This window comes from Serratia sp. A07 (assembly GCF_058725505.1).
On sequence record NZ_JBZXDO010000002.1, the window covers coordinates 212790 to 226343 of the forward strand.

Below are 13554 nucleotides of genomic sequence, written 5' to 3' on the forward strand. Positions count from 1 at the left end.
CGCCGATTCACACGCCGTTGAGCCGCGGTTCAATTTTACCGGCCTATGCTATCCTTAAATGTGAACGAACGTTCGTTCATTAATATTTATTCGATGGCGCCAGGCGCCCCCCTTCACCGTTTCGGGAGTTGCCGATGGGAAACCGAGAAAAGATTGTCGAGGCCGCGCTGCACAGCTTTACCCATAAGGGATTTCACCAGACCAGCATGCGGGATATCGCGCAGACGGCGGGCGTCAGCGTCGGCAACCTCTATAACCACTTTACCGGCAAGGAGGCGTTGATCGGCGAGATTGCGCTGCTGGAAAACGGCGTATTCACCGAGTTTGCCGCCGGATTGTGGGCCGACAGAAAGCGGCCGAAGCAGGCTCTGTCGGCCTTTTTTACCGCCTATCACGCTTTTGTCGCTGAGCCGGCCAATGTGCAGTTGTCGGCGGAGATCGTGGCGGAGGTGGCGCGCAACCCGGCGTTGGCCGAGCCGTTCGGCGCTAACCAGCGGCAGCTGATTGAGGCGCTGGCGACGGTTATCGCCGAGGCTCAGCAAACCGGTGAGATTGCACCGGCGATAGCGCCGTTACCGCTTGCGCAGCTGGTGTTGGACGTGATCGAAAGTCAGGCCTGGCGGCAGGCGATCTTTGCGTCGTCCGCGCCGGAGGAGACCGCGCCGGTGCGGCTGTTGGAACAGCTGCTCTACCGGCATCCCTAGTCGAGGTGGATATGCTGCACATTGAGCCGTACCACGATGCTGACCGCCTGCAAACGGCGGCGCTGATCTACGCTGCGTTCTGCGACAAGTTCCAGCGCGCGCGCCGTCTGAGCCCCCGCCTTCAGTGGCGTCTGTTCTATCGGCTGTGGCGTTGGAAGCAAGGCGGCAGCCGGGAGCACAGCTTCGTGGTGAAGCAGGATGAACAGGTGGTGGCGGCCTTTGCCCTCAATGCGGCCTTTGCCCTCAATGCGGCCGCTGGCGAGAACAACGCCGGGTGGCGTCCGCGCACTTTGCCGATTTGGCGGCTGTGCCGCCGCTATGGTTGGCTGAACGTTTGGCGCATGTATCTGCAAATGGCGGTGTTGCGGCACACCCCGGCGGCCGATGAACTGTATCTCTCTTACCTGGCGGTGGCCGAGAATCAGCGCGGCAAAGGGGTGGGCAAGCGGCTGCTGCAGTGGATGAAAGACTACGCTGCCGGGCAGGGTTCGGGGCGGCGCCTGAGCCTGCACGTCAGCCGGCGCAACGTGGATGCGCTGCGCCTGTATCGGCGCTGTGGTTTTCAGGTGCGGCGAGAAGAGCATTACGCTGCGTTGGGATGGCTGTTCGGTCAGGCCGACTGGGTGTTGATGGAGAGACTCTGCGGGGAGGCGACGTGCGCAAAATAGGACTGTGCAGTGTGGTGCTGTTTCTGCTGGCGCTCGGGTGGGTCATTTTCGTCAACGACTTTCGCTTCGTCACCGAACCGATCACGGTGATCGCCGGCGGCAACCGGCTGACCGGCACGCTGGTGTTGCCGCAGCATGCGCCGGTCAAGCCCGGCGTTGTGGTGTTCGTGCACGGCGATGGGCCGGCTAACGCCAGCCGCGACGAAGGCTATTTCGGCATTTGGGAGGCGATGGCGCAGCAGGGCTACGCGGGTTTATCCTTCGATAAGCCGGGCGTTGGCGGCTCGGGCGGCAACTGGCTGCATCAGACCATGGCGGATCGTGCGCGGGAAACCGCCGATATCATCGACTGGGCCCGGCGAGACGGGCGCTTCGATGCGCGCTGCGTGGGGCTATGGGGCACCAGCCAGGCGGGGTGGGTGATGCCGGAGGTGGCGCGTTTACGCCCCGATATCGCCTTCACGCTGGCGCTGGCGCCGGCGATCAACTGGCTGCGGCAGGGGCGTTACAACACCCGCGCGGCGATGGCGGCGGCGGGGGAAGATGAAGCGAAAATCCAGGCGCGCGAAGCGCACTGGCGCCATATCCAGACGCTGCTCGAGCAACCGGACGGCTACGCGCAGTACCGCCGCGAGTATGGCTCCGCCGCATTGAGCGCCGACCGCTGGCGCTTTATCCGCGCCAACATGGCCAGCGACGCGACGGCGGGATTGCGGCATTTCAACACGCCGGTGCACCTGATCCTGGGCGGGCGCGACGTCAACGTGGACGCGGACGAAACCGAGCGCGTGTATCGGCAAACGATCCCGGCCTCGCTGCTGACGGTGACGCGCATCGACGAAGCCGACCACGTGATGATCAAACCGCTGTTCGCCCGCCATCCGTGGCTGATCAACGTGGTAGGCCTGTTTGCGCCGCGCTCGGTGCAATACGACGCCTACCGACAGGACGTGGCGGCCTTCCTGGCCGCTCAGCCCTGCGGGCGCGGGCGCTAACCGCCGGGAGCCGCGGGCGGTGCCTGTTCTTCGTGTGGCTGCGGCGCGCGGGAGATCTGCATCGCCTGCTGAGGCATGCCGATGCCGGCCCGATCGAAATGGATTTTCACCAGCCGATCGAGGGCGTATTGCACCACCCACTGTTTCAGCGCCTGCGTGCGCACCGTCACGCGGGTGGTGAACGAGCGGTCGCCCAGCGCCACCACGCCGTTGAAGACCGGCTCGCCAATCAGGAAATGCTTCACCTGTTCATCTTGCTTCAGCGCCGCGACGGCCTGATGCAGCACCTCATTGACCCGATCGATATCCTCGTCGCGGCTGACGGTGTAGTTGGCGCGATACACCCCGAACTCACGCGCATAGTTGGCCAGCGTAGTGATCGAGGAGTACGGCACGATGTGGTAGACGCCGTAGTCGTCGCGCAGGCCGATCGAGCGAATGGTCATGCGCTCCACGGTGCCGGTGATGCCGCTGACGGTGACGTATTCGCCGGTGTTCATGCCGTTTTCGAACTGGATGAACACGCCGGTAATCACGTCTTTCACCAGCGTCTGGGCGCCGAAGCTGATAGCCAGCCCCAGCGCGCCGGCGCCCGCCAGCAGCGGCGCGATGTTCAGCCCGACCTGCGACAGCACGATCATCACGGTAATGGTGCTGATAACGATAGCCAGCACGTTGCGAAACAGCGTCAGCAGCGTGCGTTCGCGCGCGCTCGGCCGCACGCCGTTGCTGAGCTCCAACGCCAGGCGGTGCTCGATGATGCTGGCCATCAGCGTCCAGCTGAAGACGGCGATCAGCAGGATCAGCAGGATATGCACCAGCCCGCCGAGCGTCCGCTGGCCATTTTCGCTGCCTGCCCACTGGTACAGATTAATCAGGTGCCAGGCGTCAAGCAGGAACAGCGTCACCGCCAGCACCACCATCACCCGCAGTATCTTCAACCCGTTAGGAATATAGGCGTTGATGCGCCGCTCAAGCATCGGATAGCGCAGATTGACGTCGGTCGGCAGCGAAATGCGGCGGAAAATCCAGCGGGTCAGCATGCCGGACAGCAGAGCGCCGACGCCGACTACCAGCAGGCTTTTCACCGTGGCGCTCATCATAAAGCGCAGGCTGTTGCCGATGTCGAACTGGGACAGCACGAACAACACCAGAAAATAGGCGATCGCCAGCAGATGCCAGATATGCCCCAGGCCGCGCAGGATCACGCTGAAAAACGCCATCGACCGTTCGGCCAGCAGGTTGATCTGTTGCTGTATCGGCTTGCGGTTGTGCAGGATCAGCCAGATGGCATACAGCGTCAGCGCCAGCATGACCACCAGGTTGACGGCGGCGGCTGCCGGGTAGCTGATCTGCACCGCCACCACCGGCACCACCACCATCAGGCCGTAGCCGATCAGCCCGCTGAGCCAGGCGAGACGCGTGTTCCAGTAGCGCGCGCTCGGGTCGCTGAAGGGGAAGGGGCGCAGGTAGTCGAAGTTGGGGGCAAAAATCAGCCGCAGCACCGCCTTGAAGAACTCAATCACCGCGAAGGCGCTGAGAAACAGGGTCTGCAGCCGCAGAATGGTGGCGCTGTCGGCGTGGACGTGGCGGGCGAACAGGTTGCCCGCCGCCAGCGCCAGCAGCAGCACCAGCAGATCGACGGCGAAAGCGCCGAGAATGGCGGCGGGGCGTTTATACCACGGGCCGCGCTGCAGCCGGGCGTTGTGCCCCCAACTGCCCATGCGCTTGTACAGCGGCGCGATCAGCCGCCGGATCAGGTGGAACAGCGCAAAGGTGACCGCCACCGTCAGCAGAAAGTAGCCCAGCGCGCGGAAAAAGCCGGCGGGATTGAAAACGCGCTTCGGGCCGGAATCGATCAGCTTTTGCAGCGCGCCGAGCTTCTGGTTAAAGGTGCCGATGCCTTCCTGCGCCAGCGAGTTCAGGCTGTCGCTCAGCGTCGCCGGCGTTGATTCCACCGGCGTTGCCGGGGCGGTGGCGGGGGCGTCGCCGGCGGCCTGTTTCAGGTGGTTGATGAGTTCCGCGCGCGCTTTGTCGTCCTGCAGCAGATCGGCCAGCGCGGCGTAGGCGGCTTTCTGCTGATCGCTTTTGTCGGTGGGCGCGGGCGGTGCGTTTTGCGCCAGGGCCGGTGGTGCGAAGACGTTCAGGGTCAGCAACAGCAGCAGGAAAAGCAGGTGTTCTCGCAGATGAGAACCTCGTCGGGAGTCTGCGTTTGGCGGCATTGTTCCTCTCTTTGGCGTTCTGTGATCGGCGGATGTAAAAGCAATACGATGAAAAACAATCAATATAGTAGGAAAGATGGCGCGCTGGGGCGTGGGAGAGCGTGCGGAATGAAAGCGGCGGGCGCGTGGCGCGCCCGCCGTTAAACCGCCGGGATCAGGACACGTGCTGCAGGAATTCCTGCAGACGCGGGCTTGGCGGATGGTTGATCAGATCGTGCGGGTTGCCATCTTCGGCAATCCGGCCCTTATCGATAAAGATCAGGCGCGACGCCACTTTTTCGGCAAAGCCGACTTCGTGGGTGACGATGACCATCGTCATGCCTTCCTCGGCCAGATCCTGCATTACCTTCAGCACTTCATGGCGCAGCTCCGGATCGAGCGCGGAGGTCGGCTCGTCGAACAGCATCATTTTCGGCTTCACCGCCAGCGCGCGCGCAATGGCCACGCGTTGCTGCTGGCCGCCCGACAGTTCGGACGGGTAGTGGTGGGCACGCTCCGCCAGACCGACCTTGGCCAGCAGCTCGCGCGCCAGCTTTTCCGCATCGGACTTCTTCGCGCCGCGCACGCGGATCGGGCCGAAGGCGACGTTTTCCAGCGCCGTCAGGTGCGGGAACAGGTAGAACTGCTGGAACACCATGCCGGCTTCCTGGCGGATCAACCGATCGTCAACTTTCGGATCGTTGGCTTTCAGGCCGTCGACGATCAGATCGCCGCTGGTGACTTCTTCCAACTTGTTGATGCAGCGCAGCAGGGTGGATTTACCGGAGCCCGACGGCCCGATGATCACCACCACTTCGCCTTTGTCGATCTTCAAATCGATGTTGTGCAGCACCTGGGTTTGGCCAAAATGCTTGGAGACGTTTTTAAATTCAATCACAGGATTTTCATCCTTCTTTCCAGACGACGCAGCACGAAGCTCAGCACCAGGGTAATAATCAGATAGATAACCGCCACGGCGCTCCAGATTTCCAGCGCGCGGAAGTTACCGGCAATAATTTCCTGACCCTGACGGGTCAGCTCCGCCACGCCGATCACGATGAACAGCGAGGTGTCTTTGATGCTGATGATCCACTGGTTGCCCAGCGGCGGCAGCATGCGGCGCAGCGCCAGCGGCATAATGACGTAGCGGATGGTTTCGCGGCGCGACAGGCCGAGCGCCAGGCCGGCCTCGCGGAAACCGTTATGAATCGACAGCACCGCGCCGCGGGTGATTTCCGCGATGTAGGCGCCGGAGTTGATCATGATGGTCACCACCGCCGCGGTGAACGGATCGATGCGCAAGTCGCTAAATGCCATCGGCAGGGCGAAGTAGATGAACATCACCTGTACCACGATCGGCGTGCCGCGAATTACTTCGATAAACACCAACGCGATGTGGTTGGCGATCCAACCGCCGTAGGTACGGGCAAAGCCGGCGACGAGGCCGATGATCAGGCCGCCAATCAGACCGAGGACCGAAATCCACAGGGTCATTTTGGCGCCCTCTAACAAGATAGGAATGGCGGGCCAGATGGCGCTCCAGTCGAACTGCATGATATTTCTCCCGGTGATCCCAAACGTGGGTATCAGATACAACGAAGCGCAGGGGGTTAAGCGACCCCCTGTGCTTAAGTTAATAGCTTGCCAAATTCACAGCTTACTTAGGTTCGGTGCCGAACCACTTCTTGTAGATCTCGTTATAGGTGCCGTTCGCGCGCAGGGTTTTCAGCGCACCGTTCACCTTCTCGCGCAGCTCGTCGCTGCCTTTAGGGAAGGCGATGCCATACTGCTGTGCTTCCAGCGAATCGCCTACGGTTTTGAACTTGCCGGCGCCGGCCGTCTTAATGAAGTATAGGATGTTTGGCGTGTCGTGCAGCACCGCATCGGCGCGCTTGGTGCCCAGTTCCATGTAGGCGTTGTCGATGTTAGGGAACTGGCGCAGATCCTTGGTTTTGATGTGCTGCTTGGCGTAATCCACCGAGCCGGTGCCGCTCTTCACCGCCACCACTTTGCCGTTCAGATCGTCGATGCTTTTCACGCTGTTGTTGTCGGCGTTGACCATCACCAGCAGGCCGCTCTTGTAGTAGCCGTCGGAGAAGTCGATGGCTTTTTTGCGCTCATCGGTGATGGTGATGCCGGCCAGCGCCAGGTCGACGTTTTTGGTCTGCAGCGCCGGAATGATGCCGCCGAAGTCCATCGGTTTCAGGGTGTAGTCCAGCTTCAGCTCTTTGGCGACGGCGGCCCACAGGTCGATGTCGAAGCCGACGTATTTGTCGCCTTGTTTGAACTCAAAAGGAACGAAAGCGGTGTCGGTGGCGACCACCAGTTTGTCTGCTGCGTGGGAACTTACGGCAAAGGCCAGAGAGAGTGCGGCCAGGGAGACTTTAAAAATCGACTTCATGAGAGGAATTCCTGTACAGGTTGCGGATTACCCATTTTTTATATTGCAGTTGGTGCCATGAAAAAATCGTGCCATGTTTTCAACTACTATAAAAACAAAGAGTTAGTGCGTGATGTTGTGCCGGAAAGGCGAATTGTTATGGTTGTGCACCAAGGTGAGGCACCAAAATGGTGCGTAAGAATTATCTTGGTGCACGGGGCTATCATTAACCAAATTTTGGCTGTGAAACAACCGTTCTTTAACGTTTTTGCTTCAATATTGATAACTAACTCTAACTTTCATGATGCACTGACGGTGCAAGCGGGGCCGCGAGGGTGCAAAAGGGGGAGCAGATAATGCTAGCGCAACTGGCTGTCTTTGCTGCCGCGCCGATTGTACAGGCTGGCGGCCGCGTGTTTTTTGTCTTGTTCGGTCTGGCAGGCGAGGCAAAAACGCACGCCCGTTAACGCCTTGCGGCGCGCCTCGGGGATCGCCTCTCCGCATTCCTGGCAATAGCGTTCGCTCTCGCCGTGCCCGAGCGCTTCACGCGCGCGCTGCACCGCATCGTCGACGGTGGAATCAATCTGATCTTGTACGGCGCCGTCCGCCGCCCAGCCGCTGGCCATCATTACCTCCTGACAAGGGAACCTTACCGTTTAATATGGGCCGTTTTTTGTACAATGCAACGGTCGCGCAAAAGAAAACAGGCCGGGCAAAGCCCAGCCTGTTCTGCCCGGAACGACGGGCGCTCTGCAACGCTTTCGCGTTATTCGATATTGGATTCGATAAACCACAGGAACTTGTCCAGATCGCGCGAGGCGGCGGTGAACATGTCGGCGGTGTCTTCGTCTTCCACTTCGGTAATCGCCTTGCGGATGTCATTCGCTACCGCGCCGTAGCGATCGGCCAGCGCCTTCAGGTGCTCCTGCACGCTGTGGATATTGGTCGGATAGCTTTTCAGCGGTGTGCGATCGTTGACCACCTGTACGGTGCCCAGTGCGACGCCGCCCAACTGCACCACGCGCTCGGCGAAGGTGTCCTGATGCTCGATGATGGCGGTGCGGAAGCCGTCCAGCATTTCATGGACCGCGATGAAGTTCGCGCCGCGCATGTTCCAGTGCGCCTGTTTGGTGATCAGCGAAAGATCGATAAATTGCACGACCTGATGGTTCAGCGCCTTGATGGCGGCTAGTTTGACTTTTTCGTCCAGATCGTTACGGGTATACAGCAGATCAGAAGATTTCGTTTTCACCAGTTTAGCGGTACTCATATCAGATATCCTCTTGATTAGTCGTTGTCCTATTTCGTTACGGGATCAATTATAGCAGGGGTATTTATTTTTGCCGTACGAAAATGGCTATTGCACAAATAGGATTAGCCTAATGGCAATATTTTAATGTGGCTTTTGTTTTTGATTAATGAAATTGATTTTTATTGGTTGTTTTATTTTTTGTTGCAGATTTATTATTTACCGCAGTGACGGTTTATCCCTGTTATTTTATTTTCATTGAGCATGCCGGCCTCAGAAGAATATCCACTTTGTTATCGCGGTGTTAATTTTAAGCCTATTCAGATTGATAGCCGTAATTGATGCAGTTACAGTAGGGAGATTATCCCCTCTCTATGAGTGGCGAGTGATGAAAATTAACGTCGTCGGCACCAGCGGCAGCGGTAAAAGCACCCTGGCGCGTCAACTGGCAGAACGGCTTGACGTGCCCTATATCGAGATGGACAGGCTCTATTGGCGGCCCGAGTGGCAGGGAACGCCCGATGATGCATTCCTGGCGCGGCTTGAGCAGACGCTGGCCGAAGCGGGCGAAGGCTGGGTGCTGGACGGCAACTACAGCCGCACGCAGCCGATCAAGTGGCGCGAGGTCGACTATATCCTGTGGCTGGACTACGGTTTTGGGCGCACGCTGTGGCAAGCCGTGCGCCGCGCGTGCCGACGCGCGGCCAGCAAACGTGAGCTGTGGCCGGGCACCGGCAACCGGGAAAGTTTTCGCCGTTCTTTCTTCAGCCGCGAGTCGATCGTACTTTGGACGATCCGCACCTACGCCAAAAATCGGCGAAAATACCTGGCGGAAATGGCCGGCGCCGGGCGCTGCTTCATACGCTTGCGCTCTCCCCGCCAGGCCGCCGATTTTTTACGGGCGTTGCCGCAGGGTCACAGCAGCAGGCGGTGATGGATCCTCACCACTGCTTTCTTGATGTGCTGCGGCCGCTGCCACAGGCAGCCGGTTTTGTGCGGCTCCATTTGGAAAAAGATCGCGAACATGCCGTGCGTCATGTGCAGCGTTTGCGGATGGCGTTTGATGTCCAGCAGCAGAAGGTCGCTATTTTCTGCGTGGGGCTGTTCGCGATGCCCGTCGCCCGCCAGACCGTATTCGATGCGCTCTTCACCGCTGATCAGCAGATGGAGCGCGATGTACTCCTGATGCATCTCGGCGCGCTTCTGCGCCGCCGGCGTAGTGGTCAGCGTCATGACATCCATAAAGATGTTATCGCCGTCGATCGGATGATGGCCCGGGGCCAGTTCGGGCAGGTCGCATCGACGCAACTCGGTCAGGGTTGAAACCAGCGCCGGCGCGAGTCCGCGGCCGAAGCGTGGGTTGAACAGGCTGTTGTGAATCACTGTTATTCTCCATGTGAGCGAAAGTCCAAAGTGCCTGCGGTACAGGCTAAGGGGAAGTATGCCGACTTGTCACGAGGAAAACAGTTAACCCGCCTGCATTCCGGCGTTGCGGTCGGCAGGCGGGTTAGCGATCAGGAAAGGCTTTCGAGGCGCGGTTTAGGGCGGATGGTCAGGGCTGAGCCCATGGAGGCGGCGATGATGGCCGCCAGCGCCAGCCATTGCACGCCGCTCAGGTGTTCGCCGAGGAACAGCATGCCGGACAGCGCCGCCATGGCCGGTTCCAGGCTCATTAAGGTGCCGAAGGTGCGCGCCGGGATTTTGGGCAGCGCGATGATCTCCAGTGAATAAGGCAGCGCGGTGGAGAGGATCGCTACCGCCAGCGCCACCGGCAGAATATCGAGGTTGAACAGCACGCTGCCGGTTTGCCAGGCGCCGATCGGGCAGAACACCAGCGCGGCGATCAGCGAACCGAGTGCCACCGTGCCGGGGCCGTGATCGCCGCCGGCCTTCTGGCCGAAGATGATATAGACCGCCCAGCAGGCGCCGGCGCCGAGCGCGCAGGCGGCACCGAACGGATCGATCCCCCCCACGCCGTGGCCGAGCGGCAGCAGGAACCACAGCCCGGCGATCGCCAATGCCACCCAGAGGAAGTCGATCGGCCGCCGCGAGGAGAACATGGCCACCGCCAGCGGGCCGGTAAACTCCAGCGCCACGGCGATGCCGAGCGGCACGGTGCGTAGCGACAGGTAGAACAGGTAGTTCATCGCGCCGAGCGACAGGCCGTAAATCAGCAGCGGCAAGCGGCTGCCGGCGGCGAGGCGCATGCGCCACGGGCGGAAGATGATGAACAAAATCAGGGTGCCGATGAAAAGGCGCAGCGTGGTGATGCCTTCCGCGCCCACGATCGGGAACAGGCTTTTGGCCAACGAGGCACCGCTCTGGATAGACACCATGGCGATGATTAACAGACAGATAGGCAGCAGCGCGGAGGGCGCTCTGCCGGAAGTAGGTAACGACATCCTTAACGGGCCTTTTATGCGCCGTTCCTCAGCCTTGAGAAAACGGTCGAAACGGGGATGCGAGCAGTGTAAATGAAATGCGAAAATCTGTCTGAGAAAAGCGCGCATCGCGGTGAAATCCGCCGATCCTCGGATGAGATGTGGCGGATTTGGTCAAAAAGTGCGCTTTTTCTTAAGAATTATCTGGATATTAAATAGGTGATTTTTGTCACAGAAAGCCGTAGAATACGGCCGAAAATAGAGCGAAAAGAAGAAGATACACTGTTCTTGAAATCTTCTGTTACACGATATAAAGCATTAGACACTCATTTCAAGGCAGAGTTTCACGCTAATTTTTGTTATATTTTCAAAGCATGAACAAATGGATGTACTTAATAATAAAACGCGTTTGAGGTGGTTATGAAAAAAATTGCATGTCTTTCCGCAGTAGCAGCTTGCGTATTAGCAGTTAGCGCAGGTACCGCATTCGCTGGTCAGAGCACCGTATCCGCTGGCTATGCGCAGGGTGATTTCCAAGGCGTTGCTAACAAGGCCGACGGTTTCAACCTGAAATACCGTTACGAGTTCGACAACAACCCACTGGGCGTAATCGGTTCCTTTACCCACCTGGAAAAGGACGGTTCTCAGGACGGTTTCTACAACAAAGCTCAGTACAACTCTATCTCTGCCGGTCCAGCATACCGCATCAATGACTGGGCGAGCATCTACGGTCTGGTTGGCCTGGGTTACGGTAAATTCACTACCAACGCTCAGAACGGTACTTCTCGTCACGACACCGCTGACTACGGCTTCACCTACGGTGCCGGTCTGCAGTTCAACCCAATCGAGAACGTTGCCCTGGATGTCGGTTACGAGCAGAACCGCATTCGTAGCGTTGACGTTGGCACCTGGAACGTTGGCGTAGGCTACCGCTTCTAAGTGTGTTCGTGCCTGCGGGCATGAACCTGCGGCAGATTTTGCCGCACCGATAAAAAATCCGCCTTCGGGCGGATTTTTTTTATCTGTTATCGGCCGCCGCGCCCCGTCGGCTGCGTTGAAAAGCGTGCGCTGCGGGCATCGCGCTCATAGCCTTGTGGTTCGGTCAATAGCCCGTACAGCTCGGGGCGGCGTCCGTAAATCCAGCGTCGGCCGGTGCTGAGCGGGATCAGCGTCAGATCGAGTTCGGCGCTGACCATCCGGTCTTCCGCCGCCCAGGTCTCTGCCACGATGCGGCCGTAAGGATCGAGGATCATCGCGTTGCCGGTGCGTATCTCATCGTCATCGCGGCCCACGCCGTTGCTGAACAGCAAGAACAGCCCGTTGTCGTGAGCGCGCGACGGTAGCCAGCGCATCAGCCAGCCGCGGCCGTGTTCGCCGCGAAAGGCGGCTTCTATCGCCTGCGGATCTTCCGCACGCCGTTGCCACAGCGCCTGCGGGATCGGCTTCATGCCGTGCGGGCTGCGCGAATGGGTGCCGCCGGTCTGGTGCGGGGCGATCAACACCTCCGCACCCAGCAGCGCCGTGGCGCGCACATTCTCCACCAGATTGTTGTCCCAGCAGATCAAGACGCCCACGCGCACGCCCCAGGGGGTATCGAACACCGTGTAGCGGTCGCCGCTGGCGATAGCCGGGTGTTCGAAGGCGTGCAGTTTACGGTGCACATGCAGCTCGCCGTCCGGCAGACAAACGGCATAGGCGTTGTAGCAACGGCCGTCGTCGCCCAGCTCGATCAGCCCGACGCCGATCGCCATGTTGTAACGCTCCGCCAGCGGGCGAATGCGCGCCAGAGAAGGGCTGCTCGCGATCGGCTCCGCCAGCGCGCGCACCTCGGCGTCGGACAGATGGCGCACGTGCCAATAGCCGGTGATGCACATTTCCGGGAAGGCCAGCAGCTGTATCTGCTGCTCGGCCGCCTCCGTGATAAAGCGTTCCATGGTCGACAGGTTGTAATTCTTATCGTTGGCGCGATGCTGGAATTGCACCGTGGCGGCGCGAAGTGAAGGGGTCATGGTGTCTCTCCGGTTGGGGTCTGCGTTGATTACAGCAGGTGGATTGATTACTGTATAATCAATTAAATTCCCTATTCGATAACCTGATGGAATGGATATAAAACAACTGCGCGCCCTGGTGGCGCTGGCCGAACAGGGCAACTATCGGCAGGCGGCGAGCCTGCTGTGCATCAGCCAACCGGCGCTGAGCAAGCAGATTCAAGCGCTGGAAACCCAGCTCGGCGTTCGGCTGTTCGAGCGTGGCCGACAGGGGGCGGTGCTCACCGCCGGTGGACAGCGGCTCTACCCGGAGGCGCAGGCGCTGGTGGAACAGTACCAGCAGTTTCAGCGGCGCGCCCGGTGGGTAGCGCTCGGGGAAGCGGGGCGGCTGGCGCTGGGATTTGGCCTCTCCAGTTTTCATCTGGCGCCGCAGCTGGTGGCCGCCTTTCGCCAGCGTTTTCCCGAGGTGGTCATTGGGCTGGAGGACATGCCGTCGGAGCGGCAGTATCAGCTGTTGCTGCAGGGCGAGTTGCAGGCGGGGTTCGTGCGCTTACCGGTCACTACGCCGCTGTGCGGCGTGGCATTGCTGAGCGACCGGCTGGTGCTGGCCGCGCCGGGCGCGCTGGCGCTGCGGGCCGACGACCTGATGGCGCGTTTCAATCAGCTGCCGCTGTTGCAGCTGACGCCGAAACGCGGGCGCGGGCTGAGCGATCAGTCGCTGCGGTTTATCGCTGCTCACCGGTTGACGCCGAACGTGGTGCAGCAGGCCGGCGATATCCAGACGCTGCTGGCGCTGGTCGCCGCCGGCGTTGGCGTCGCGCTGCTGCCGCACAGCATCACGCACATCGCGCCGGTTGGCATCGACATTCTGCCGCTGAGCGGCGAAGAGACGGAGTGGCAGGTCGGTATCGCCTGGGATCCGCAGCGCGCGGACGCGCTGCGGGACAACTTCATTCAGACGGCGTTGGCGGTGCAACGCGCTTAGACT

General features: G+C 60.2%; 15 protein-coding genes. 6 read left to right on the forward strand and 9 right to left on the reverse strand.

Going from position 1 to position 13554, the window contains the following annotated elements; translation table 11 throughout:
* Nucleotides 1-134: 134 nt before the first annotated feature.
* From AC4PR2_RS02990 to AC4PR2_RS03000, 3 genes are read left to right on the forward strand one after another with little or no spacing between them, the layout of a single operon-like run.
* A complete protein-coding gene (locus AC4PR2_RS02990; RefSeq protein ID WP_330113376.1) occupies nucleotides 135-704 on the forward strand; it encodes a TetR/AcrR family transcriptional regulator in 570 nt (189 codons plus the stop codon).
* An 11-nt stretch (nucleotides 705-715) separates the two neighbouring features.
* Complete coding sequence (locus AC4PR2_RS02995; RefSeq protein WP_197801938.1) at nucleotides 716-1372, forward strand: GNAT family N-acetyltransferase; 657 nt, start codon at nucleotides 716-718, stop codon at nucleotides 1370-1372.
* Nucleotides 1360-2367 (forward strand): alpha/beta hydrolase family protein, encoded by a 1008-nt coding sequence (locus AC4PR2_RS03000; protein WP_330113377.1) that lies wholly within the window; start codon nucleotides 1360-1362, stop codon nucleotides 2365-2367. The genes AC4PR2_RS02995 and AC4PR2_RS03000 overlap by 13 nt, the downstream gene beginning before the upstream one ends.
* Here AC4PR2_RS03000 and ybiO read toward each other — a convergent pair.
* From ybiO to dps, 6 genes are all read right to left on the reverse strand, one after another.
* Complete coding sequence (gene ybiO / locus AC4PR2_RS03005; protein WP_492174882.1) at nucleotides 2364-4589, reverse strand: mechanosensitive channel protein; 2226 nt, start codon at nucleotides 4587-4589, stop codon at nucleotides 2364-2366. The genes AC4PR2_RS03000 and ybiO overlap by 4 nt on opposite strands.
* A gap of 154 nt (nucleotides 4590-4743) precedes the next feature.
* A complete protein-coding gene (gene glnQ, locus AC4PR2_RS03010; protein ID WP_004939230.1) occupies nucleotides 4744-5466 on the reverse strand; it encodes a glutamine ABC transporter ATP-binding protein GlnQ in 723 nt (240 codons plus the stop codon).
* On the reverse strand, nucleotides 5463-6122 hold the full coding sequence (gene glnP, locus AC4PR2_RS03015; RefSeq protein ID WP_019454487.1) for a glutamine ABC transporter permease GlnP: 660 nt from the start codon (nucleotides 6120-6122) through the stop codon (nucleotides 5463-5465). The genes glnQ and glnP overlap by 4 nt, the downstream gene beginning before the upstream one ends.
* Nucleotides 6123-6225: 103 nt before the next feature.
* Entirely contained in the window at nucleotides 6226-6969 is a 744-nt protein-coding gene (glnH, locus tag AC4PR2_RS03020; RefSeq protein ID WP_038880498.1) for a glutamine ABC transporter substrate-binding protein GlnH, read from the reverse strand.
* Between the two features lie 338 nt (nucleotides 6970-7307).
* Nucleotides 7308-7574, reverse strand: coding sequence for a DksA/TraR family C4-type zinc finger protein (locus AC4PR2_RS03025; protein WP_038880495.1), 267 nt, complete (start codon nucleotides 7572-7574; stop codon nucleotides 7308-7310).
* 140 nt (nucleotides 7575-7714) lie between these two features.
* On the reverse strand, nucleotides 7715-8218 hold the full coding sequence (gene dps, locus AC4PR2_RS03030; RefSeq protein WP_004939215.1) for a DNA starvation/stationary phase protection protein Dps: 504 nt from the start codon (nucleotides 8216-8218) through the stop codon (nucleotides 7715-7717).
* A gap of 367 nt (nucleotides 8219-8585) precedes the next feature.
* Between dps and AC4PR2_RS03035 the strand changes: the two genes are divergently transcribed.
* On the forward strand, nucleotides 8586-9131 hold the full coding sequence (locus tag AC4PR2_RS03035) for an AAA family ATPase (RefSeq protein ID WP_060440402.1): 546 nt from the start codon (nucleotides 8586-8588) through the stop codon (nucleotides 9129-9131).
* On the opposite strand, the gene nanQ is transcribed toward AC4PR2_RS03035, so the two are convergent.
* Nucleotides 9113-9580 (reverse strand): N-acetylneuraminate anomerase, encoded by a 468-nt coding sequence (nanQ, locus tag AC4PR2_RS03040; RefSeq protein ID WP_047728217.1) that lies wholly within the window; start codon nucleotides 9578-9580, stop codon nucleotides 9113-9115. The two genes, AC4PR2_RS03035 and nanQ, sit on opposite strands and share 19 nt — an antisense overlap.
* Nucleotides 9581-9711: 131 nt before the next feature.
* Nucleotides 9712-10599, reverse strand: a complete 888-nt coding sequence (rhtA, locus tag AC4PR2_RS03045; protein WP_038880488.1) for a threonine/homoserine exporter RhtA — start codon at nucleotides 10597-10599, stop codon at nucleotides 9712-9714.
* A 399-nt stretch (nucleotides 10600-10998) separates the two neighbouring features.
* On the opposite strand from rhtA, the gene ompX reads away from it, so the two are divergent.
* Complete coding sequence (gene ompX, locus AC4PR2_RS03050) at nucleotides 10999-11517, forward strand: outer membrane protein OmpX (RefSeq protein ID WP_019454480.1); 519 nt, start codon at nucleotides 10999-11001, stop codon at nucleotides 11515-11517.
* A gap of 86 nt (nucleotides 11518-11603) precedes the next feature.
* Here ompX and AC4PR2_RS03055 read toward each other — a convergent pair whose 3' ends face one another.
* Entirely contained in the window at nucleotides 11604-12587 is a 984-nt protein-coding gene (locus AC4PR2_RS03055; protein WP_047728214.1) for a nitrilase family protein, read from the reverse strand.
* Nucleotides 12588-12678: 91 nt separating this feature from the next.
* Between AC4PR2_RS03055 and AC4PR2_RS03060 the strand changes: the two genes are divergently transcribed.
* Entirely contained in the window at nucleotides 12679-13551 is an 873-nt protein-coding gene (locus AC4PR2_RS03060) for a LysR family transcriptional regulator (RefSeq protein ID WP_213873095.1), read from the forward strand.
* The last annotated feature ends 3 nt before the right edge of the window (nucleotides 13552-13554 follow it).

Excerpts from the sequence above, each read along its gene's own strand:
- AC4PR2_RS02990 (WP_330113376.1), top strand. The coding sequence starts at position 135 with ATGGGAAACCGAGAAAAGATTGTCGAGGCCGCGCTGCACAGCTTTACC.
- dps (WP_004939215.1), bottom strand. The coding sequence starts at position 8,218 with ATGAGTACCGCTAAACTGGTGAAAACGAAATCTTCTGATCTGCTGTAT.
- rhtA (WP_038880488.1), bottom strand. The coding sequence starts at position 10,599 with ATGTCGTTACCTACTTCCGGCAGAGCGCCCTCCGCGCTGCTGCCTATC.
- ybiO (WP_492174882.1), bottom strand. The coding sequence starts at position 4,589 with ATGCCGCCAAACGCAGACTCCCGACGAGGTTCTCATCTGCGAGAACAC.
- AC4PR2_RS02995 (WP_197801938.1), top strand. The coding sequence starts at position 716 with ATGCTGCACATTGAGCCGTACCACGATGCTGACCGCCTGCAAACGGCG.
- AC4PR2_RS03025 (WP_038880495.1), bottom strand. The coding sequence starts at position 7,574 with ATGGCCAGCGGCTGGGCGGCGGACGGCGCCGTACAAGATCAGATTGAT.
- AC4PR2_RS03055 (WP_047728214.1), bottom strand. The coding sequence starts at position 12,587 with ATGACCCCTTCACTTCGCGCCGCCACGGTGCAATTCCAGCATCGCGCC.
- ompX (WP_019454480.1), top strand. The coding sequence starts at position 10,999 with ATGAAAAAAATTGCATGTCTTTCCGCAGTAGCAGCTTGCGTATTAGCA.
- AC4PR2_RS03035 (WP_060440402.1), top strand. The coding sequence starts at position 8,586 with ATGAAAATTAACGTCGTCGGCACCAGCGGCAGCGGTAAAAGCACCCTG.
- AC4PR2_RS03060 (WP_213873095.1), top strand. The coding sequence starts at position 12,679 with ATGGATATAAAACAACTGCGCGCCCTGGTGGCGCTGGCCGAACAGGGC.
- glnH (WP_038880498.1), bottom strand. The coding sequence starts at position 6,969 with ATGAAGTCGATTTTTAAAGTCTCCCTGGCCGCACTCTCTCTGGCCTTT.
- glnP (WP_019454487.1), bottom strand. The coding sequence starts at position 6,122 with ATGCAGTTCGACTGGAGCGCCATCTGGCCCGCCATTCCTATCTTGTTA.